The sequence below is a fragment of the Tsukamurella spumae genome, from assembly GCF_012396015.1.
In the GTDB taxonomy this organism is placed as follows: domain Bacteria; phylum Actinomycetota; class Actinomycetes; order Mycobacteriales; family Mycobacteriaceae; genus Tsukamurella; species Tsukamurella spumae.
On sequence record NZ_JAAXOQ010000003.1, the window covers coordinates 41,125 to 61,970 of the forward strand.

Below are 20,846 nucleotides of genomic sequence, written 5' to 3' on the forward strand. Positions count from 1 at the left end.
CGGTGAATCCATGACCATCAGCCGAAAGACCCTCGCCGCCGCCGGATTCCTCGCGGCCACCGCCGCCTTCTCGTTCGCACCGGCCATCGCGGCCGCGGACACCCCGTCGATGTACGACTCCTGCGATTCGACGCAGGAGGGCCAGCGCATCACCACCGCGAACGGAGACGTTCTCGAGTGCGTCGAGGTGGACACGGGCACCGGATACGACTGGGAGATCCCCAACTGACGACCTGACGGTGACGCGGCTCCCCTTCCACGTCACCGTCCTGCCGGGGCGCGGGCTGCTAGACCTCGAGTCCGGCGGCCCGCGCCTGCTGCTTGATCCGGCCCATCTCGGACATGTTGCCGATCAGGGCGATCCAGTTGTAGACCAGCAACGAGATCAGGCCCCACCAGCCCGCGAGCAGATTGTGCGTCTGCGCGGCCCGGTACGCCGCGCGCACGTCGGCGTACGAACCGGTGACGTACGAGTCCTGCCACTGGGCCAGGATGACCATTCCGGTGTGCTTACGGAACTTGGCCTGGAACACCGGCCCCTGCACGGGGTTCGGGTACGGCTGCTGCGCGTACTGCTGACTCGGGTACGGCTGCTGCGGGTAGCCGTTCTGTGGATACCCGTTCTGCGGGTACGGCTGCTGCGGGTACCCGTTCTGCGGGTACGGCTGCTGCGGGTACCCGTTCTGCGGGTACGGCTGCTGCGGGTACGACTGGTCAGGATGCATGACTCCATTGAGCCACGACGTCCTTACGCAGTGCTTGCCCCGGAGTTGGGTCCGTGGACATTTCAGGACGATTCGCCCGCCGAGCGGCGGACCCCGGGGGCGATACGCTGGAACCATGCGGATCTGGTCGGTACACCCGCGATACCTCGACCGGCAGGCGCTCGTCGCGTGTTGGCGCGAGACGCTGCTCGCGCAGGCCGTGCTGGCGGGTCGCACGAAGGGCTACACGCGGCACCCCCAGCTGGAGCGCTTCCGGGCGACGCCGGAGCCGCTCGACACGGTGGGCGCGTACCTGTCCGCGATCGCGGACGAGGCCGACGCCCGGGGGTACACGTTCGACCGCACCCGCATCGATGCACCCGACGCCGAGGTGGCACCGATCGACGTCACCACCGGGCAGCTCGATCTGGAGTGGGCGCACCTGATGGCCAAGCTCACGGTGCGCAACCCCGAGGTGGCGGAGCGATGGCGCACCGTCGAACGACCGGATCCGCATCGAAGCTTCCGGGCCGTGCCGGGCGAGGTCGAGAGCTGGGAACGCGCCGCCCCACCGGGCGCGTAGACGACGTGCTCTCCCGCCAGGACTCGAACCTGAAATGTCTGAACCAAAATCAGAAGTGTTGCCGATTACACCACGGGAGATCGGGGCCGGGCGCACGCACGGAACCGTCGCAAAGCATTGTGCCACGGACCGCGCCCTCGGACCGCTCCCCCGGAGAGCTCTCGTAGGATCGCACCCGACGCTCGACGCGAACGCGGACACGGGACGAGACCACAGGAGCAGCGATGGCGAACGGTACGGCGGTGGTGATCCTCGCCGCAGGCGCGGGAACGCGGATGCGGTCGAAGACCCCGAAGGTGCTGCACACTATCGCCGGACGCACCCTGCTGGGGCATGCCCTGCACGCGGCCGCCGGGACGAGGCCGGACCACCTCGTCGTGGTGGTGGGCCACGATCGCGACCGCGTGGCGGAGGCCGCGCTCGGCACCGCGGACGAGCTGGACCACGCGATCCTCGTCGCGGTCCAGGCGGAACAGCGCGGCACCGGCGACGCCGTGCAGGCCGGCCTCGGCGCGCTTCCGGACGACTTCGCGGGCACCGTCATCGTGACGGCCGCGGACGTCCCCCTGCTCGACACCACGACGCTGCGCGATCTCCTGCAGACCCACACCGGCGGCGCCGGCGCCGCAGTCACCGTGCTGACCACCGCGGTCGCCGACCCCACCGGCTACGGCCGGGTCCTGCGCACGCAGGACGGCCAGGTCACGCAGATCGTCGAGCAGAAGGATGCGACGCCCGAGCAGCTCGCGATCACGGAGATCAACTCCGGCGTGTACGCGTTCGACCACGTCCACCTCGTGTCCGCGCTCGCACAGCTCCGCCCGGACAACTCGCAGGGCGAGCTGTACCTCACGGACGTGATCGGCATCGCGCGCGCCGCAGGACAGCTCGTCCGCGGCGATCACATCGACGACGAGATGCTCGTGGCCGGCTGCAACGACCGGATCCAGCTCGCCCGGCTCGGCCGCGAGATGAACCGGCGGATCGTCGAGGGGCATCAGCTGGCGGGCGTCACCGTCATCGATCCGGAGAACACCTACATCGACGCCGCCGTCGAGATCGCCCAGGACGTCACCATCGAACCCGGCACGCACCTGCGCGGGGCCACCGTCGTGGCCGAGGACGCCGTGATCGGCCCCGACACCACCCTGATCGACACCGAGGTCGGCGCCGGCGCGACGGTGCTCCGCAGCGAGGTGCACCTGTCGGTGATCCGGGAGAACGCGACGGTCGGCCCGTTCAGCTATCTGCGACCGAACACGGACCTGGGGCCGAAGGGCAAGATCGGCGCGTTCGCCGAGACCAAGAACTCGCAGATCGGTGCCGGCAGCAAGATCCCGCACCTGAGCTACATCGGCGATGCCACCGTCGGCGAGGGCAGCAACATCGGCTGCGCCACGGTGACGGTGAATTACGACGGGGTGAACAAACACCGAACAGTGATCGGCAACCACGTGCGTGTGGGCTCCGACACGATGCTCATCGCCCCGGTGGAGGTCGGCGACGGCGCGTACACGGGAGCGGGTACCGTGATCAAGCGCGACGTGCCACCGGGAGCCCTTGCGGTGTCCGCCGCGGATCAGCGCAACATCGAGGATTGGGTACTGCACAAGCGCCCGGGCACGAGCTCGGCGGAGGCGGCCCAGCAGGCTATCGCGAGGATTGACGAGCAGTGAGCAACTGGATCGATAACCAGAAGAACCTGATGCTGTTCGCGGGTCGTGCCCACCCCGAGCTGGCGCAGCAGGTCGCCGATGAGCTCGGTATCGAGGTCACGCCGCAGACGGCACGCGATTTCGCCAACGGCGAGATCTTCGTGCGTTTCGAGGAGTCCGTGCGCGGCAGCGACGCGTTCGTCCTGCAGAGCGCCCCGTACCCGGTCAATCAGTGGATCATGGAGACGCTGATCATGATCGACGCGCTCAAGCGCGGTTCGGCCAAGCGGATCACCGCGGTGCTCCCCTTCTACCCGTACGCCCGCCAGGACAAGAAGCACCGCGGCCGCGAGCCGATCTCGGCCCGTCTCGTCGCGGACCTGTTCAAGACCGCGGGCGCCGACCGGATCATCACGGTCGACCTGCACACCGACCAGATCCAGGGCTTCTTCGACGGTCCCGTCGACCACATGCACGCGCAGACGATGCTGGCCGACTACGTGCGCGAGCACTACGGCACCGAGAACATGGTGGTCGTCTCCCCCGACGCCGGTCGCGTCAAGGTGGGCGAGAAGTGGGCGGACGCCCTCGACGGTGCGCCGCTGGCGTTCGTGCACAAGACGCGTGACCCGAACGTCGCGAACCAGGTCAAGAGCAACCGCGTCGTCGGCGACGTCGCCGGCCGCACCTGCGTCCTCATCGACGACATGATCGACACCGGCGGCACCATCGCGGGCGCCGTGGGCGTGCTCAAGGAGGCCGGCGCGAAGGACGTGATCATCGCGACCACGCACGGTGTCTTCTCCGAGCCCGCCACCGAGCGGCTCGCGAACTGCGGCGCGCGCGAGGTGATCGCCACCAACACGCTGCCGATCCCGCAGGAGAAGCACTTCGCGAACCTGACGGTGCTGCCGATCGCGCCGCTCCTGGCCCGCACCATCCGCGAGGTCTTCGAGAACGGCTCGGTGACGAGCCTCTTCAACGGCAACGCCTAGACACCACGGACGGGATTGGCCGGCATGGACGCGACGATCTACCACAACCCCAAGTGCAGCAAGTCCCGCCAGGCACTGACCCGCCTGCAGGAGGCGGGGGCGACGGTGACGGTGGTCAAGTATCTCGAGCAGGTCCCGTCCAAGGCGGAGCTGAAGAAGCTGATCGACGACGCCGGGCTCACCGTCCGGCAGGCCGTCCGCACACGCGAGGCGGAGTACAAGGAGCTCGGTCTCGCCGACGCGACGGACGATGCGCTGCTCGACGCGATGGTCGCGCATCCGCGCCTGATCGAGCGGCCCTTCGTGGTGACGGCCAAGGGCACGCGCATGGCGCGCCCCACCGAGGCCGTCGACGAGATCCTTTGACGCGGGGAGACGCCGGGGAGGCGTTAGGGTGAATCCGTGATTCCGAATCAAGTTGTGACCTCACCGCTGACCGAGGCCGCGATGTTCGTCGTGCTCACCGTTCCTACCGAGCAGGAGGAACGGGTCCACGACGCCCTGGACAACCTCTCCGGCCTCACCCGCTCGGTCGGATTCCGGTACCCGGACAAGCAGCTCTCGCTCACCACCTCGTTCGGCTCGGACGTCTGGGATCGGCTGTTCTCCGGCCCCAAGCCGACGGGGTTGCACCCGTTCATCCCGCTCGACGGTCCGCGGCACCACGCACCGTCGACGCCGGGCGACGTGCTGCTCCATGTCAAGGCGAGCACCCTGGACATGTGCTTCGAGCTGACCTGGCGCATCCTCGACTCACTCGGCGACGCGGTCACCGTGGTCGACGAGGTGCACGGCTTCCGCTTCTTCGACGCCCGCGACCTGCTGGGCTTCGTCGACGGGACGGAGAATCCCGACGGTGACGACGCCGTGAACGCCACCGCGATCGGTTCCGAGGATCCCGACTTCGCGGGCGGCAGCTACGTGCACATCCAGAAGTACCTGCACGACATGACGGCGTGGCGGGCACTGTCGGTCGAGGACCAGGAGAAGGTCATCGGGCGGAGCAAGCTCGAGGACATCGAGATGGACGACGATGTGAAGCCGGCCAACGCGCACATCGCGTTGAACGTGATCGAGGACGAGGACGGCAACCAGCTGCAGATCGTCCGGCAGAACATGCCCTTCGGCGAGCTCGGTAGCGCCGAGTTCGGCACCTACTTCATCGGCTACTCCCGTGACCCGGAGGTCACGGAACGCATGCTGCGCAACATGTTCCTGGGCGATCCGCCCGGCAACACCGACCGCATCCTCGACTTCTCCACCGCGCAGACCGGATGCCTCTTCTTCACCCCCACCGGCGAGTGGCTCGACGCCCCGCCGGACCTCCCCTCCGGCGCCGCAGCCCCGTCGGCGGAGACCGAGACCGCGACGCCCGCCGCAACCAGCGGCGCGCTCACTATCGGCAGCCTGAAAGGAACAGACCGATGAACAATCTCTACCGCGAACTGGCGCCCGTCACAGCGGTCGCGTGGGAGCAGATCGAGGAAGAGGCGACCCGGACCTTCAAGCGCAATGTCGCCGGTCGCCGGGTCGTCGACGTGACCGGGCCGGACGGGCACGGCGCTGCCGCCGTGAGCACCGGCCATCTCCTCGGCATCGACGGGCCCGGGGACGGGGTGCAGGCGCACCTGCGCGAGAGCCGCCCCATGGTGCGGCTCCGAGTGCCGTTCACCCTCGCGCGCATCGACATCGACGACGTCGAGCGCGGCTCACAGGACTCGGACTGGGATCCGGTGAAGAAGGCCGCGAAGCAGCTCGCGTACGCCGAGGACCGCGCGATCTTCGAGGGCTACGCCGCAGCGTCCGTCGACGGCATCCGCGAGGGCTCGTCGAACACGCCGATCGCCCTCCCCGAGGACGTCCGTGACATGCCGGACGTGATCGCCAAGGCGCTCGAGGAACTGCGGCTCGCGGGCGTGGACGGCCCGTACTCGGTGCTGCTGTCCGCGGACGTCTACACCAAGGTCAGCGAGACCACGGACCAGGGATTCCCGGTGCGCGAGCACCTCAACCGGCAGGTGGACGGCGACATCGTGTGGGCACCCGCGATCGACGGCGCCTTCGTGCTCACCACCCGTGGCGGCGACTACGAGCTGCGCCTCGGGACCGATGTCGAGATCGGATACCTGAGCCACGACGCCGAGTCGGTGCAGCTGTACCTGCAGGAGACCTTCACCTTCCTCGCGTACACCGCCGAGGCGTCCGTCCCGCTCACCAGCTGACGACGCCGCCTGCGGCCGTCGCCTTCCGCAAGCCGACGGGAGGGTGTGTGGCCGCGCCGGTGATGCGCGCGACGCATTACCTCTGACCTGCAATGGTCTGGACCGGTAATGCGTCGTGCGCATCACCTGCGGAACACCACGGGTAACGTGCTCGCCGAGAACGGGGGAACGGCGTTGGATCTGCAGGGCGGCGGCCGTCGATCTGAGCTGTTCTCGGCTGTGCGCCCTCACTCCAGGGTGTCGCGGAAGAGCTGGATCACATCGTCGAGCGCCTTCCGGGTGGGCTGGCCGGGCTCGTCGATGAGGTGCTCCGTCAACACGGAGTGCGGCGGGATAAGGGCGTCGGGGTTGGCGTCGGCGTCGTCGAGCTCGACGGCGATGAAGCCGTCGCCCAGCTGCTCGCGGAGGAAGTCGAAACGCTCGCCGGGCACCATGCGATCGCCCTTGAACCGCAGGCCCATGACCTTGAGCCCCTGCTTGGCGCACCGCACCTTGACCGTGTCCAGGTCCTGCGGCGAGATGTCGATGGTGCGGCCGGTGCCGGGGATGGGCCGGAAGGGCAGCGAGGGCTGGCTGAGCACAGGCGCGAGCATCACGTCATCGACGGCCATGCCGAGCGCGAAGCCGCCGGTGAAGCACATGCCCACGGCGCCGACGCCCTTGCCGCCGCAGCGCTCGTGCTCCTGCCGGGCCAGCGCCCGCAGCCACGTCACCACGGGCGAGGACTTGCCGGTCGCGAGGACGGTGAACTCGCGGCTCACGCACAGCGAGCCGGCGAGCTTGGCCATGCTCTTCGCCGTACCCGCGTAGCCGATCGCCTTGGGGTTCGCGGCATCCAGGCCGGGCGTGCCGAACAGATGCGGCAGCACCGCGGTGAAGCCAGCGTCCACGACCTTCCGCGCGAAGTCCAGCACCTTCGGGGTGATGCCCGGGATCTCGGCGATCACGATCACCGCGGGTCCCGAGCCCTTCCGGTACACGTCGTGCGTCACACCGTCCGACGTGAAGGGCTCCTTGATGAAGTCGACGAGATGAGCGGCGCCTTCGGCTTTGAGATCCACAGGCACCATCGTGCCCCATCGGTCCGGATTCCGGGCGGCGGTGCTCAGGCCAGACGGTGCGCCACGGCCTCGAGCGCCGGCCACGGATCGTGGCCCAGTGCCTGCACCGCCACGTGGTCGGCATCGTCACCGGTCGATGCTTCCCTCACACCGCGGCGCGCGGAAGGGTCGGCCGGGCCGGGGCGTAGACGGCGCCGGCGAGGGCGACGGCGATCGCCTTGGCCACGTCGCGCACGTCCGCCTCGTCGCGCCAGGCGGCGATGCGGCCACCGTCGACCTCGAACGTGCCGCGCACCCGGAACTGGAAGCGCAACGGCCCGTAGACGAGGGCGGTCACGCGCTCGGTGAGTGCGGCACCGTCGGACTGCTCGGAGGCGAGCAGGACGGCCTGCATGGCGACCCGCGTGCGCGCGTGCCAGCGGAAGTGCCGCGCGATCGCCGCGCGGCCCCGCAACGGCCGGCCGCCGGTACGCCGGTAGACCACGTTCTTCGCCAGGAGTTGCTCGGCGATCTCGTAGTCGCCGCTGCCCAGGGCATCGACGAAGCGCTCGGCGACGTCCTGCGGCGACCACAGCGGGAAGTTGTTCACGGGGTCGATGGTGCCGATGAGGCGTGGACGCTGCGCGAACTGGACATGACGGAACGGCGAAGCTTCGATTTCACTCCTGAGCGGGACGTTCGGTAGACTCTCCTGCGACCTTCTCGGCGAGGGCGGCCCCGGCCGCCGTGATCGACGCGAACGGCACTTCTCCCCCGCGGATCCCGCGAGTGATGCAGTGCGGGCCGCCTCGACATCGTCGGGGCCGATACACCGCAGCAGGAGCATCATGTCTGACACCAACAAGCTCGTCGCCACCGTCCGTACCGAGTTCGGCAAGGGCGCCGCGCGCCGCGCCCGCCGCGACGGCCTCGTGCCCGTCGTGCTGTACGGCCACGGCACCGACCCGCAGCACTTCACCGTGGTCGCCCGTGAGTTCTCGGCCATCCTCCGTAAGGACGGCACCAACGCCGTGCTGAACCTGGACATCGACGGCAAGGAGCAGCTGGCGCTGACCAAGCAGGTCGTCGTGCACCCGCTGCGCAACTACATCGAGCACACCGACCTCCTCGTGATCAAGAAGGGCGAGAAGGTCACCGTGTCCGTCAGCGTCGTCGTCGAGGGCGAGCCCGCCGGCGGCACCCAGGTCGCGCAGGAGCTCAACGAGGTCGAGATCGAGGCCGACGCGCTGAGCATCCCCGAGCACATCGTGGTCAACGTGCACAAGCTCGAGGCCGGCACGCAGATCACCGCCGGCCAGCTCGAGGTGCCCGCGGGCGTCTCCGTGCTCACCGACGCCGATGCCCTGGTCGTCAACGTCACCGAGATCGCGGCGGCCCAGACCGATGAGGACGAGGCCGAGGCTGCCGACGAGGCCGCAGCAGAGTAGTTCGATGACCGACCGGCCACTCATCGTCGTGGGGCTGGGTAACCCCGGCGAGAAATACGCCGCGACCCGGCACAACATCGGCTTCGACGTGGTCGACGAGCTCGCATCGCGCGCCCGCACCTCCTTCTCCCGGCACAAGAAGTCGGGGGCGGAGGTCGCGGGCGCGCGGCTCGTCGGCCGCCAGGTGTACCTGGCGAAGCCGCAGTCCTTCATGAACCTCTCCGGCGAGCCCGTCGGCGCGCTGGCCCGGTTCTACTCCGTGGAACCCACCGACGTGATCGCCGTGCACGACGAGTTGGACATCGACTTCGGTCTGGTCCGGCTCAAGCGCGGCGGCGGCGAGGGCGGGCACAACGGGTTGCGCTCGCTGACCCAGCACCTGGGCACCAAGGACTACCTGCGCGTGCGCGCGGGGATCGGCCGGCCGCCGGGTCGCCAGGACCCCGCCGACTACGTGCTCAAGCCCTTCGCCAAGACGGAGAAGCCCGAGGTGCCGCTCCTGGTCACCAACGCCGCCGACGCGGTCGAGCTGTTGATCCGCGACGGGCTCGAGGCCGCACAGAACACCGTGCACGCCTGGTGATCACCTTCCGCCGCGTGACCCGCGAGGACTTCCCGGTCCTCGCGGCGTGGCTCGCCGAGCCGCACAACCGGCGCTGGTGGAACCACGAGACCTCGCCCGAGGCGATCGAGCGCGACTTCGGGCCGTCCGTCGACGGTGCCGAGCCCTCGCTCGACTTCCTCGCGCTCGACGATGCCGGGGAGGCCTTCGGGCTGATCCAGCGGCAACGCTGGATCGACTACCCGGACGAGGCCGAGACCGCCGCGGTCGGGACCCTCGTCGACCTCGGCCCCCGCGACTGGGGCATCGACTACCTGATCGGCTCCCCCGACGCGACCGGACGCGGCCTCGGCACGGCGACGATCGCGGCGATGTGCTCGGTGATCTTCACCGAACTGGGCGGCGAACGGGTCGTCGTGGCCGTCGCCGCGGGCAACCGCCGGTCCTGGCGCGCCCTCGAGCGCGCAGGCTTCACCCTCGTGGGCCACGTGGACATCCCACCCGACAACCCCGTCGACCCGCCCGACCACGTGGTCTACGCCCTCCCGCGCCCCGCGGAGCAGTGACAGGGCCGACCTGCGGGAACGGGTAGACTGGCTCCCCGTGAGTTCCATTGCCGACGAGGTCTCCCGCCGCCGTACCTTCGCCATCATCAGTCACCCCGACGCGGGTAAGTCGACGATGACGGAGGCCCTGGCGCTGCACGCCCGGGTGATCAACGAGGCCGGCGCCATCCACGGCAAGGCCGGCCGCAAGTCGACGGTCTCCGACTGGATGGAGATGGAGAAGGCGCGCGGCATCTCCGTGAGCTCGACGGCGCTGCAGTTCAACTACACCTCCTCCGACGCCTCTCCCGATGACGAACCGTCGGTGATCAACCTGGTGGACACCCCCGGCCACGCGGACTTCTCCGAGGACACCTACCGCGTGCTCACGGCCGTCGACGCCGCGGTCATGCTCATCGACGCCGCGAAGGGCCTGGAACCGCAGACGCTCAAGCTGTTCCAGGTGTGCCGGCATCGTGGCATCCCCGTCATCACCGTGATCAACAAGTGGGACCGTCCGGGCCGCACACCGCTGGAGCTGCTCGACGAGATCTCCGAGCGCATCGGCCTCACGCCCACTCCCCTGTTCTGGCCCGTGGGGATCGCCGGCGACTTCCGCGGCCTCCGCGATGTCCGCAAAGACGAGTACGTGCACTTCACCCGCACGGCCGGCGGCGCGAAGATCGCACCGGAGGAACACCTTTCGACCGACGCCGCCCTCGACCGCGAGGGCGAGGTGTGGGCGGAGGCGGTCGAGGAGACCGAGCTCATGACCGAGATGGGCCAGAGCCACGACCAGGAGATGTTCCTGGCCGGCCAGACCTCACCGGTGATCTTCACCTCGGCGATCCTCAATTTCGGTGTGCGGCAACTGCTCGAGTCGCTGGTCGAGCTCGCGCCGCCGCCCGCAGCGCGCGAGAGCATCGCCGGTGAGGAGCGCGAGGTCACCGATCCCTTCAGCGCCGTGGTCTTCAAGGTGCAGGCGGGCATGGACTCGGCGCACCGGGATCGCCTGGCGTTCATGCGGATCGTCTCCGGAGAGTTCGAGCGGGGCATGGTGGTGCAGCACGCGCAGACCGGCAAGCCCTTCGCCACCAAGTACGCGATGACGGTGGTCGGCCGCGACCGCGAGACGGTCGAGACCGCGTACCCCGGCGATGTGGTGGGCCTGGTCAACGCCAACGCCCTCGCGCCCGGCGACACGCTTTACGACGGTGCCAAGGTCCAGTTCCCGCCGATCCCCTCGTTCGCACCGGAGCACTTCGCCGTGGTCCGCGCCGATTCCGCGGGCAAGTACAAGCAGTTCCGCAAGGGCATCGAGCAGCTCGGCACCGAGGGCGTGGTCCAGTTGCTGCGCAACGACGTCCGCGGCGACGCCTCCCCGGTGATGGCCGCGGTCGGCCCCATGCAGTTCGAGGTCGTGGTCGCCCGGATGAAGACCGAGTTCAACGTCGATGTCCAGGTCGAGCACCTGGGCTACTCCGTTGCGCGCCGGACGGATTCGCCGAGCGCCGACGAGTTGAACCGGCAGCGCGGCGTCGAGGTCTTCGAGCGCAACGACGGTGCGCTGCTCGCCCTCTTCTCGGACAAGTGGCGGCTGCAGTACATCGAGAAGGAGCACCCGACGCTCACGCTCCAGCCGCTGGTCGCCGCCGCCGACTGAGCCGCGATCACGTCCCAGCGCCCCGGCCGGAAACGGCTTGCCCCAGATTCGCCGCGCACCGCCGCCGTACCTCATCGATGAGCCGGTCCGCTTCCGGTGCGTCGATCAGCCCACGGGCGGCGAGCGCGAGCAGCCCGTTGATGCCCGCCCAGCACTGGATCACCTCGCTGCGGGCGATGTCGGCGGGCTCGCCGACGGCGGCGATGACCAGGTCCAGCGCCTGCGCGAGGTACCCCCGCACCTCCGCCCGCGCGGCCCGCACCGTCGCCGAGTCCTCGCCGTGCACGTCGGTGAGGCCGAGCAGCCGGAACGCGATCGGCTCCCGTCGGTGGAAGTCGAGGTACTCGTCGAAGGCCCGCCGCGCGGCCTCCCCACCCGCACTGCCCACGACCGCCGCCGCCATGGCCGCGACGTGTTCGCTCCCGACGCGGCACGCCAGCACGGCGTAGAGGTCCGCCTTACCGCCGGGGAAGTTCGAGTAGATGCTGGTCAGCGCGACATCGGCGGCGGCGGCCAGTTCGTCGACCGAGGTACCGCGGTATCCGCCGGGGCGCGAGAACAGATCGCCGGCCGCATCGAGCAGCGCGGTGCGGGTCCGGCGGCGACGCTTGTCGGAGGGTTCCGTCAGCAGCGATTCCATGGCACTATCCTAGTCAAACTTCGTTTTCATAGTTGAACTAGGAGAACACGATGACCGTCTCACCCGACCAACTGGACGCCGACGCCGCCGACGGCTCCGAGATCATGAAGCAGTTCGTGCCTGCCTCGCCGTTCGTGGCGCTCCTCGGCGTCCAGTTGGAGGACATCGCCGACGGTGCCGCCACCCTTCTCGTGCCCTACCGGCCGGATCTGACGACGGTCGGCACGATGATGCACGGCGGCCTGATCGCCGCGGCCGTGGACATCGGCGTGATGGTCGCGGCGTGGGCCGGCCGCCCCGTACCGGACAAACTACGCGGGGTCACCGCCTCACTGTCGATCAACTTCATCGCGCCGCTGGTCGAGGACGGCCTGCGGGTGCGAGCACACCGCCTGTCCACCGGCCGGAAGACGAGCCACGTCCGGTGCGACATGTTCGCGGCGACATCGGACGCGCTGGTGGCCAGCGCCACCGGCACCTACCAGGTCGGATGATCAGACGCGGGCGCGCTGCGGGACCTCGCGGGCGAGCAGCAGGGCGACGGCGCCGAGCAAGGTGCCGGTGATCCGGCGCTGCCAGGCCGCCCACGACGGGCGCCGCGCGATGAGCGTCGCCACTGCGCCCGCGGCGACCACGATCGCCGCGTTCACCAGCAGCGACACCGTGATCTGCACGCCGCCGAGAACGAAGCCCTGCGCCGCGACACGGCCACGCGCCGGGTCGATGAACTGCGGGATCAGCGCGAGGTACATGATCGCCGCCTTGGGGTTGAGCAGGTTCGTCAGCAGGCCCATGCGGAACAGCTTCCACCCCGAATCCCGCGGCAGATCCGCCGTCTCGAACAGCCCGCGCCCGCCGGGGCGCAGGGCCTGCCACGCGAGGTGGGCCAGGTAGAGCGCCCCCGCGGCCTTGAAGCCCATGAACAGCCAGGGCATCGCCACGAACACGACGGCAAGCCCGACATTGGCCAGCGTGAGGTAGACGAGGAACCCCACCCCCGTGCCGGCGAGCGAGATCAGCCCCGCCGTGCGGCCCTGGCCGATACTGCGGGAGACGAGATAGATCATGTTCGGCCCGGGCGTGAGCACCATCGCCAGCGCCGTCACCACCATTCCCGCCACCGCGGTCCACGAAACGATCACGGCCACGATCCTCTCGCCGTACCGGCATCGGAGTACATAGCCAGTCGGGTATGACTGGCCCTGCGGTCAGGCGGCAGCAGCGACCACCCCAGACGGACGGTGCAACCGCACTCGACGACGATCCGCGAGGGCGAGCGCGATGATCACCGCGGGGACCAGGACGTCGACGAGGAGAATCCCGCCGGTGTTGCCCGGCTGATGGTCGCCGTGCGCGAACCACTGGTGTCGCGCAGCTCGAAAAGGCGCTCACGGCACAGGAATTCCCGTACGAGCGATATCTCCGCGACAGCATCGTGCTGCGCGACTTCCTCGCGGCCGCGGCCGACCGCGGCTGATCAGCTGCCGAGGATCGTCTCGATCGCGGACTCGTCGACGTCGCTGACCGACGCGGGCGAGAACTTCGGATCGCGGGTCTTGTCGACGAGGACGGCACGGATGCCCTCGACGAAGTCGGGCCGCCGGATCATCCGCGCACCGACCACCGCCTCCTCCGCGAGGCACTGCGCCAGGGTCCGATTGCGCGACTGTTGGATCAGATCGAAGGTGACGAAGACCGAGGTGGGGCATGCCGTGGACAGCTGCTCACGGGCGGTATCGGCCCACGCGCCGGAAGCCGTGGCGAGACCGGCGAGGATCTCCGTGACCGAGTCACGGCCGAAGACATCGGCGATGTCGTCGAGCGGCAGCGTCGAGGCGGGGGCGGTGTCGCCGAACCGGGCGAGGACACCGTCGAGCTCCTCCCCGGCCAGGAGGGCGGCCTTGACGTCCGGCATGGCCGACGAGGGCACGAAGTGCGTCGCCAGACCGACGGCGAGCGCGTCGCCGGCGCCGATCCGCGCTGCGGTCATGCCCATGAGCTCGCCGACCCCCTTCGGCAGGCGCCCGAGGAGGTAGGTGGCCCCCACGTCGGGCAGGAAGCCGATGGCCACCTCGGGCATCGCGATGAGCGCCTTCTCCGACACCACGCGGTGCGAGCCGTGGATCGAGACGCCCACGCCGCCACCCATGTTCACGCCGTCGATCAACGCGACCACGGGCTTGGGGAACTCCGCGAGGCGCAGGTTCATGTCGTACTCGTCGCGGAAGAAGGGCGTGAAGTCCTCCCCCGCCACGACCTGATCGCGGATGGCGCGGATGTCGCCGCCCGCACAGAAGGCCTTGGGCGAGGCGGAGGTGATGAGGACGCGCGTGACGGCATCGTCGGACTCCCACGCCTGCAGGGCCGCGTCGATCGCGTCCACCATGTCGCTCGTGAGCGCGTTGAGCGCCTTCGGACGGCTCAGCTCGATGTGGCCGGTGCCCCCGGCCACGGTGGTGACGATGTCCGTCTCAGTCTCGCTCACGCCCGCTCCTCGTTTAGTCGCATATCCAACTAAATCAGTATGCCAGGCCCCCGCGTAATCTGGACCGGCGATGGCGAATCTTCTCGGCGCGGATGCGCTGCACCTTCAGTACCCGACCAAAACGGTCTTCGATTCCGTCTCCCTGGGCGTCAACGAGGGCGACCGGATCGGCATCGTCGGCCGCAACGGCGACGGCAAATCGAGCCTGCTCGGCATGCTGGCCGGCACGCGCGAGCCCGACTCCGGTCGCGTTACCCGCCGGGGCGGCGTCCGCGTGGGCGTGCTGACCCAGACGGACCTCTTCGACGACGGCGACACCGTCGGGCACACGGTGGTGGGCGACACCCCCGAACACGTGTGGGCGGGCGATCCGAAGGTGCGCGACATCCTCGCCGGCCTGCTCACCGACCTGCCGTGGGACGCACGCCTCGGCGAACTGTCCGGCGGGCAGCGGCGCCGGGTCCAGCTCGCGCAGCTCCTCGCGGGCGAGCACGACGTGCTGATCCTGGACGAGCCCACCAACCACCTGGACGTCGAGGCCATCGAGTGGCTCGCCGGACACCTGAAGACCCGCTGGCCCGCCAACCAGGGCGGCCTGCTCATGGTGACCCACGACCGGTGGATCCTCGACGAGGTGTGCACCGCGACCTGGGAGGTGCACGACCGCATCGTCGAGCCCTTCGAGGGCGGCTACGCCGCGTACATCCTGCAGCGCGTCGAGCGGGACCGGCAGGCCGCATCGATCGAGCAGAAGCGGCAGAACCTCGCGCGCAAGGAGCTGGCGTGGCTGCGTCGCGGCGCCCCGGCCCGGACCTCCAAGCCGAAGTTCCGGATCGACGCGGCGAACGCCCTCATCTCCGACGTCCCCGAGATCCGCGACAAGACGGAACTGCAGTCGCTCGCGGTCTCGCGGCTCGGCAAGGACGTCGTCGACATCCTCGACGTCTCGGTCTCCTACGGCGAGAAGCAGGTGCTCAGCGACGTCGAGTGGCGCATCGCCCCCGGCGAGCGCACCGGCATCCTCGGCGTCAACGGCGCCGGCAAGTCCACGCTGCTCGGGCTGATCGACGGTGCCACCGAGCCCACGACCGGCAGGGTCAAGCGCGGCAAGACCGTCAAGGTCCAGACGCTCACGCAGCGCCTCGACGAGCTCGAGGACCACTGGGACGATCCCGTCCGCGTGGTGCTGGCGAACCTCGCGACCAGCTTCACCGTGGGCAGCGGCCCCAAGGCGCAGGATCTGACGCCGTCGCAGCTGCTGGAGCGGCTCGGCTTCGCCTCGGCGCAGCTCTCGACGCCGGTCAAGGACCTCTCCGGCGGGCAGAAGCGGCGCCTGCAGCTGCTGCTCATCCTGCTCGACTCGCCGAACGTGCTGATCCTCGACGAGCCGACCAACGACCTGGACACCGACATGCTGGCCGCGATGGAGGACCTCCTGGACTCGTGGCCCGGCACGCTCATCGTGGTCTCCCACGACCGCTACTTCCTCGAGCGCGTCACCGACCAGCAGTACGCCATCCTCGAGCGCCGCCTGCGGCACCTGCCCGGCGGCGTCGACGAGTACCTCGCCCTGCGGCGGGCCGAGCGCGGCGCCGGCTCGGCGCCGGCGTCCGGCTCCTCGGGTTCGACGGTGACCGCCCCCTCCGCCGAGTCGGGGCTGAGCGGCGCGGAGCTGCGGGCGGCGCAGAAGGAGGTCTCCGCCGTCGAGCGGCGGATGGCCAAGCTCAGCGAACAGGTCGCGAAGGCGAAGAACGCCCTGGCCGATCACGACCAGGGCGACTACGCCGGCCTCGCGGACGAGATGAAGAAGATCTCCGCGCTGGAGGACGAGCTGGCCGAGCAGGAGCTGCGCTGGCTGGAGCTCTCGGAGTCGCTGGAGTAGGCGCTACAGCGCCCCACCACCGGGATCAGGCAACGTTGGCCGCGTACCTCGCCGGGTCCGCGTCGAACTTCGGGGCGCACGACGGGCAGCAGAAGTAGTACCGCTCACCGTCGTAGTCGCGGAACAGTCCGCGCGCCTCGGCGGTGGACTTCACCACCGGATTGCCCACCATGACGGGGCAGGTGGTGGATTCCGCCACCTGCGGAGCCCGCCCCGCCGCGCTGCGGAATCCACGCAGGCGCAAGCTGTTCCCCACGACGAAGACGCTGGAGAAGGCCATCGCCGCGCCGGCGAGCATCGGGTTGAGCATGCCGAGTGCCGCGACCGGGATCGCCGCGACGTTGTAGGCGAAGGCCCAGAACAGGTTCGTCTTGATCGTGCGGAGTGTGCTGCGCGACAGGCGGATCGCGTCCACTGCGGCGCGCAGGTCCCCCCGGACCAGCGTGATGTCGGCGGCTTCGATGGCGACGTCGCTGCCCGTGCCCATCGCCAGACCCAGGTCGGCGGCGGCGAGGGCGGGAGCGTCGTTGACCCCGTCGCCGACCATCGCGACGACGCGGCCCTCGGCCTGCAGGCGGGTCACCACGGCGACCTTCTCCTGCGGCATGACCTCGGCGATCACCTCGTCGATGCCGACCTCCGCCGCGATCTTGCGGGCGGCGGGCGCGTTGTCGCCGGTGAGCAGCACGGGCGTCAGCCCGAGTGCCCGCAGCTCCCGGATCGCCTCGGCGCTGGTGGGTTTCACGGTGTCGGAGACCACGAGGATCCCGCGCGCCGCACCGTCCCAGCCGACGGCGACGACGGTCGCGCCCTGCGCCTCGGCGTCCGCCTTGGCCGCGACGAGATCGTCGGACAGGCGCAGCGCCCAGTCGGCGAGCAGCGACTCGCGGCCCACGATCACGCCGTGACCGTCGACGACGCCCTGCACGCCCCGCCCCTCGACGTTCGCGAAACCGTCGACGGGCGAGAGCGTTCCGACCTTCTCCGCCGCGCCCTTGGCGATGGCCTGCGCGATCGGGTGCTCGGAGGCGTCCTCCAGCGCACCGGCGTAGCGCAGCACGTCGAGCGGGTCGACGCCCTGCTCGGTGATCACGTCGACCAGGGTCATCCGGCCGGTGGTCACGGTGCCGGTCTTGTCGAGCACGACGGTGTCCACGCGGCGGGTCGATTCGAGGACCTCGGGGCCCTTGATCAGGATGCCCAGCTGGGCGCCCCGGCCGGTGCCGACGAGCAGCGCCGTCGGCGTCGCCAGGCCCAGCGCGCACGGGCAGGCGATGACGAGGACCGCGACCGCGGCGGTGAAGGCCGCCGAGACGGGGAAGCCCGCACCGAGCCAGCCGACCAGGGTGATCGCGGCGATCGCGATGACGATCGGCACGAACACGCCGGAGATCCGGTCGGCGAGGCGCTGGACCTCGGCCTTGCCGGTCTGGGCCTCCTCGACGAGCCGGGCCATCTGCGCGAGCTGCGTGTCCGCGCCGACGCGGGTGGCCCGCACCACGAGTCGTCCGCCGGCGTTGACCGTCGCGCCGGTCACCGCGTCGCCGGGTCCGACCTCGACGGGCACCGATTCGCCGGTGAGCATCGAGGCGTCGACCGCGGACGTCCCGGAGACGACCACGCCGTCGGTGGCGATCTTCTCGCCGGGCCGCACGATGAACTCGTCGTCCGCGCGCAGCTCGTCGACGCCGATCTTGACCTCGGCCCCGTCGCGCAGGACGGAGACCTCCTTGGCGCCGAGCTCGAGCAGCGCGCGCAGCGCCGCCCCGGCCCGCCGCTTGGAGCGCTTCTCGAAGTAGCGCCCGGCGAGGATGAACATGGTGACGCCGGCGGCCACCTCGAGGTAGATGTTCGCGGCACCGTCGGACGGCGCGAGCGTGAGGGAGAACGGGTGCTTCATCCCCGGCTCGCCTGCGGTGCCGAGGAAGAGAGCGTACAGCGACCACAGGAACGCCGACAGCGTGCCCATGGAGATGAGCGTGTCCATCGTGGCCGTGCCGTGCTTGAGGTTGACCCACGCCGCCCGGTGGAAGGGCCATGCGCCCCACAGGATCACGGGCGAGGCCAGCGCCAGGGAGGCCCACTGCCAGTACGTGAACTGCAGCGCGGGGGTCATCGCCATGGCGATGACCGGCACGCTGAGCACCACGGCGCCGATGAGTCGGGTACGGAGCGAGGCCAGTTCGACGTCCGCGGGGGTGCTCTCCTCGCCACCCGGGCCCGACGGTGCCGCCGCCCCGGACAGCGTCGCGCTGTAGCCGGCGCCGACGACCTCGTCGATGATGCGCTGCGGGTCGACGCCCGCGGGCGCGACGACCTTCGCCTTCTCGGTGGCGTAGTTGACCGTGGCGCTGACGCCGTCGATCTTGCCCAGGCGCCGCTCGATCCGGTTGGCGCAGGAGGCGCAGGTCATGCCGCCGATGTCCAGCTCGATGTGCGCGCCGCCGGTGGCACTGCCGGGTGTGCTCACGGTTCCTCCTCGGTCAGTGGTACCCCCTCCGGGTATCTGAGTCGAATCTATACCCCATGGGGGTATAGATCAAGGCCCGGACGGCCCGGATTCCGAGAAGGGTGAGCAGAGCGCGCCTAGGGCACCACGGTGGCGCCGGGCACCGGACCGGAGGCCACGCGCACCGTCCGGCAGACCCCCGCGCCCGCGAGCTCGGTGCCCACGTCGACGGCGTCGTCCGCACTGGCGCAGAGGAAGGCGCAGGTGGGGCCACTGCCGGAGACGATGCCCGCCAGCGCGCCGGCCTCCATGCCCGCCCGCAGCGTGCGCCGCAGGCCCGGCTGCAGCGACAGCGCGGCTGCCTGCAGATCATTGGCGAGCAGCGGCGCCAGCCGGTGCGGATCACCGGATGCGACGGCGGCGAGCAGCTCGTCGGGGCTGCCGGCGCGCGGCGGGTCGCCCACCTCCCGCAGCCGATCGAGCTCCCGGTACACCGCGGGCGTGCTGAGCCCCTCGCGGGCCAGCGCCAGGGTCCAGTGGAACTCGCCGCGGGCCAGCGCGGGGATCAGCCGCTCGCCGCGCCCCGTGCCGAGCGCGGTGTGTCCGTGCAGCGAGAACGGGACATCGGAGCCCAGCGCGGCCGCGACCTCGTCGAGCTCGTCCCGGGTGACCTCGAGACCCCACAGCGTCGCGGCGCCGAGCAGGGCCGCCGCGGCGTCCGCGGAACCGCCGGCCATCCCGCCGGCGACGGGGATGCCCTTGACGATGTCGATGCGCATCGCGGGGTCGTGGCCGTACCGCTCGGCGAGCGCGACCACGGCGCGCGCGGCCAGATTCGTCGGATCGGTCGGTACGTCGCGGACACCCTCACCGGTGACGTGCAGGGAGAGCTCGTCCGCCGGGGTCAGGGTCACATCGTCGTGCAGCGACAGCGCCTGGAACACCGTCACGAGCTCGTGAAAACCGTCGGGCCGCACGTCGCCCACACCGAGGTGGAGGTTCACCTTGGCGGGCGCGCGCACGGTCAGGGGTTTCGGCACCACGGAAAGCACGCGCTCCAGACTACGGTGCGGAGGACCGCGAGCCGGCCGCGGACTTCGCGGCGGCGAGCGCGGCGAACTGCTCCACCCCCAGCTTCTCGCCGCGTTCCCGCGGATCGATGCCCGCCGCGACCAGGATCTCCTCCGCCGCCGCGGGCGATCCGGCCCACCCAGCGAGGGCGGCGCGCAGCGTCTTGCGGCGCTGCGCGAAGGCGGCGTCCACGGCCGCCCAGAGCTGCGCGCGGTCCACGTCGGCGCGACCGTCCGGCCCGTGCAGATCGATCCGGACCAGCCCCGACTCGACATTGGGCTCGGGCCAGAACACCGCCCGCCCGACGGTGCCGGCCTTGCGCACCTGCCCGTAGTAGGCCGCCTTGACCGACGGTACGCCGTACACCCGCGAGCCCGGCGCGGCGGCGAGCCGGTCCGCGACCTCGAGCTGCACCATCACCAGCACGGTGCGCAGCGTCGGGACCTCGGCGAGCAGGTGCAGCAGCACCGGGACCGAGACGTTGTACGGGAGGTTCGCGACGAGCACCGTCGGCGACCCCGCGACCGACACCTGAGCACCCGAGACCTTGAGCGCGTCCTCGCCGATCACGGTGAGGTTGTCCGCGAGCTCCGGCGCGCGGTCGGCCACCGTCTTCGGGAGTTGTTCCGCGAGAACCGAATCGATCTCGATCGCGGTCACGGCGGCGGCGGCGTCGAGCAGCGCGAGAGTCAGCGACCCCAGCCCGGGGCCGACCTCGAGGGCGATGTCGTCGGGCCGGACGTTCGCCGCGGCGACGATCTTGCGGACCGTGTTCGGGTCGTGCACGAAGTTCTGCCCCAGCGTCTTCGTGGGGCGAACGGACAACTGCCCGGCCAGCGCGCGGATCTCCGCGGGGCCGAGCAGTCGTGCCTTGTTCTTGAAGTCGGCGCCGGTCACCGGTG

General features: G+C 70.3%; 23 protein-coding genes and 1 tRNA gene. 13 read left to right on the forward strand and 11 right to left on the reverse strand.

Annotation, left to right across the window (positions count from 1 at the left end):
* Positions 1–10: 10 nt before the first annotated feature.
* A complete protein-coding gene (locus HF999_RS03035; protein ID WP_168544468.1) occupies positions 11–229 on the forward strand; it encodes a hypothetical protein in 219 nt (72 codons plus the stop codon).
* A gap of 58 nt (positions 230–287) precedes the next feature.
* Here the strand turns inward: HF999_RS03035 and HF999_RS22160 are convergent, their stop codons facing one another.
* Positions 288–725, reverse strand: coding sequence for a hypothetical protein (locus tag HF999_RS22160; RefSeq protein WP_210733416.1), 438 nt, complete (start codon positions 723–725; stop codon positions 288–290).
* A gap of 115 nt (positions 726–840) precedes the next feature.
* Here HF999_RS22160 and HF999_RS03045 point away from each other — a divergent pair, with 115 nt between their 5' ends.
* The gene (locus tag HF999_RS03045) at positions 841–1,287 is read left to right on the forward strand and encodes a pyrimidine dimer DNA glycosylase/endonuclease V (RefSeq protein ID WP_168544469.1); all 447 of its coding nucleotides are present in this window, start codon (positions 841–843) and stop codon (positions 1,285–1,287) included.
* A gap of 8 nt (positions 1,288–1,295) precedes the next feature.
* Here the strand turns inward: HF999_RS03045 and HF999_RS03050 are convergent.
* Positions 1,296–1,367: transfer RNA gene (locus HF999_RS03050), tRNA-Gln, on the reverse strand.
* Positions 1,368–1,511: 144 nt separating this feature from the next.
* On the opposite strand from HF999_RS03050, the gene glmU reads away from it, so the two are divergent.
* Genes glmU through HF999_RS03075 form a run of 5 tightly spaced genes read left to right on the forward strand, consistent with a single transcriptional unit; the run spans position 1,512 to position 6,159 of the window.
* Complete coding sequence (glmU, locus tag HF999_RS03055) at positions 1,512–2,963, forward strand: bifunctional UDP-N-acetylglucosamine diphosphorylase/glucosamine-1-phosphate N-acetyltransferase GlmU (protein ID WP_168544470.1); 1,452 nt, start codon at positions 1,512–1,514, stop codon at positions 2,961–2,963.
* Positions 2,960–3,937 (forward strand): ribose-phosphate diphosphokinase, encoded by a 978-nt coding sequence (locus HF999_RS03060; protein WP_168544471.1) that lies wholly within the window; start codon positions 2,960–2,962, stop codon positions 3,935–3,937. Before glmU ends, HF999_RS03060 begins: the two co-directional genes overlap by 4 nt.
* 24 nt (positions 3,938–3,961) lie before the next feature.
* Positions 3,962–4,303, forward strand: coding sequence for an arsenate reductase (glutaredoxin) (gene arsC / locus HF999_RS03065; RefSeq protein WP_168544472.1), 342 nt, complete (start codon positions 3,962–3,964; stop codon positions 4,301–4,303).
* Between the two features lie 39 nt (positions 4,304–4,342).
* Complete coding sequence (locus HF999_RS03070; RefSeq protein ID WP_168544634.1) at positions 4,343–5,365, forward strand: Dyp-type peroxidase; 1,023 nt, start codon at positions 4,343–4,345, stop codon at positions 5,363–5,365.
* A complete protein-coding gene (locus tag HF999_RS03075) occupies positions 5,362–6,159 on the forward strand; it encodes a family 1 encapsulin nanocompartment shell protein (protein WP_168544473.1) in 798 nt (265 codons plus the stop codon). Before HF999_RS03070 ends, HF999_RS03075 begins: the two co-directional genes overlap by 4 nt.
* A 227-nt stretch (positions 6,160–6,386) precedes the next feature.
* On the opposite strand, the gene HF999_RS03080 is transcribed toward HF999_RS03075, so the two are convergent.
* The gene (locus HF999_RS03080; protein ID WP_312853996.1) at positions 6,387–7,220 is read right to left on the reverse strand and encodes a dienelactone hydrolase family protein; all 834 of its coding nucleotides are present in this window, start codon (positions 7,218–7,220) and stop codon (positions 6,387–6,389) included.
* A 145-nt stretch (positions 7,221–7,365) separates the two neighbouring features.
* Positions 7,366–7,809: a limonene-1,2-epoxide hydrolase family protein gene (locus HF999_RS03085; protein ID WP_168544475.1), complete on the reverse strand. Its 444-nt coding sequence runs from the start codon at positions 7,807–7,809 to the stop codon at positions 7,366–7,368.
* A gap of 238 nt (positions 7,810–8,047) precedes the next feature.
* Between HF999_RS03085 and HF999_RS03090 the strand changes: the two genes are divergently transcribed.
* Genes HF999_RS03090 through HF999_RS03105 form a run of 4 tightly spaced genes read left to right on the forward strand, consistent with a single transcriptional unit; the run spans position 8,048 to position 11,417 of the window.
* Positions 8,048–8,647: a 50S ribosomal protein L25/general stress protein Ctc gene (locus tag HF999_RS03090; RefSeq protein ID WP_168544476.1), complete on the forward strand. Its 600-nt coding sequence runs from the start codon at positions 8,048–8,050 to the stop codon at positions 8,645–8,647.
* Positions 8,648–8,651: 4 nt separating this feature from the next.
* Positions 8,652–9,230 (forward strand): aminoacyl-tRNA hydrolase, encoded by a 579-nt coding sequence (gene pth, locus HF999_RS03095; RefSeq protein WP_168544477.1) that lies wholly within the window; start codon positions 8,652–8,654, stop codon positions 9,228–9,230.
* On the forward strand, positions 9,227–9,775 hold the full coding sequence (locus tag HF999_RS03100; RefSeq protein WP_168544478.1) for a GNAT family N-acetyltransferase: 549 nt from the start codon (positions 9,227–9,229) through the stop codon (positions 9,773–9,775). Before pth ends, HF999_RS03100 begins: the two co-directional genes overlap by 4 nt.
* Positions 9,776–9,812: 37 nt before the next feature.
* On the forward strand, positions 9,813–11,417 hold the full coding sequence (locus tag HF999_RS03105) for a peptide chain release factor 3 (RefSeq protein WP_168544479.1): 1,605 nt from the start codon (positions 9,813–9,815) through the stop codon (positions 11,415–11,417).
* Between the two features lie 7 nt (positions 11,418–11,424).
* On the opposite strand, the gene HF999_RS03110 is transcribed toward HF999_RS03105, so the two are convergent.
* Entirely contained in the window at positions 11,425–12,057 is a 633-nt protein-coding gene (locus HF999_RS03110) for a TetR/AcrR family transcriptional regulator (RefSeq protein ID WP_168544480.1), read from the reverse strand.
* Positions 12,058–12,107: 50 nt separating this feature from the next.
* Between HF999_RS03110 and HF999_RS03115 the strand changes: the two genes are divergently transcribed.
* The gene (locus HF999_RS03115; protein ID WP_168544481.1) at positions 12,108–12,551 is read left to right on the forward strand and encodes a PaaI family thioesterase; all 444 of its coding nucleotides are present in this window, start codon (positions 12,108–12,110) and stop codon (positions 12,549–12,551) included.
* Here HF999_RS03115 and HF999_RS03120 read toward each other — a convergent pair whose 3' ends face one another.
* From HF999_RS03120 to HF999_RS03125, 3 genes are all read right to left on the reverse strand, one after another.
* Complete coding sequence (locus HF999_RS03120; protein WP_312854007.1) at positions 12,552–13,196, reverse strand: LysE family translocator; 645 nt, start codon at positions 13,194–13,196, stop codon at positions 12,552–12,554. It abuts the gene before it with no gap.
* A gap of 69 nt (positions 13,197–13,265) precedes the next feature.
* Positions 13,266–13,376, reverse strand: a complete 111-nt coding sequence (locus HF999_RS22925) for a hypothetical protein (RefSeq protein WP_376766470.1) — start codon at positions 13,374–13,376, stop codon at positions 13,266–13,268.
* A 158-nt stretch (positions 13,377–13,534) separates the two neighbouring features.
* Positions 13,535–14,542 carry an enoyl-CoA hydratase/isomerase family protein gene (locus HF999_RS03125; RefSeq protein WP_168544482.1) on the reverse strand — a complete coding sequence of 336 codons (1,008 nt, stop codon included), beginning with the start codon at positions 14,540–14,542 and terminating at the stop codon, positions 13,535–13,537.
* 70 nt (positions 14,543–14,612) lie between these two features.
* Here HF999_RS03125 and HF999_RS03130 point away from each other — a divergent pair, with 70 nt between their 5' ends.
* The gene (locus tag HF999_RS03130) at positions 14,613–16,424 is read left to right on the forward strand and encodes an ABC-F family ATP-binding cassette domain-containing protein (protein WP_168544483.1); all 1,812 of its coding nucleotides are present in this window, start codon (positions 14,613–14,615) and stop codon (positions 16,422–16,424) included.
* A 25-nt stretch (positions 16,425–16,449) separates the two neighbouring features.
* Here the strand turns inward: HF999_RS03130 and HF999_RS03135 are convergent, their stop codons facing one another.
* The 3 genes from HF999_RS03135 to rsmA form a co-directional block, all read right to left on the reverse strand.
* Positions 16,450–18,837 (reverse strand): heavy metal translocating P-type ATPase, encoded by a 2,388-nt coding sequence (locus HF999_RS03135; protein ID WP_168544636.1) that lies wholly within the window; start codon positions 18,835–18,837, stop codon positions 16,450–16,452.
* 173 nt (positions 18,838–19,010) lie between these two features.
* Positions 19,011–19,925 (reverse strand): 4-(cytidine 5'-diphospho)-2-C-methyl-D-erythritol kinase, encoded by a 915-nt coding sequence (locus HF999_RS03140; RefSeq protein WP_168544484.1) that lies wholly within the window; start codon positions 19,923–19,925, stop codon positions 19,011–19,013.
* A gap of 10 nt (positions 19,926–19,935) precedes the next feature.
* The gene (gene rsmA / locus HF999_RS03145; RefSeq protein ID WP_168544485.1) at positions 19,936–20,841 is read right to left on the reverse strand and encodes a 16S rRNA (adenine(1518)-N(6)/adenine(1519)-N(6))-dimethyltransferase RsmA; all 906 of its coding nucleotides are present in this window, start codon (positions 20,839–20,841) and stop codon (positions 19,936–19,938) included.
* Positions 20,842–20,846: the final 5 nt, after the last annotated feature.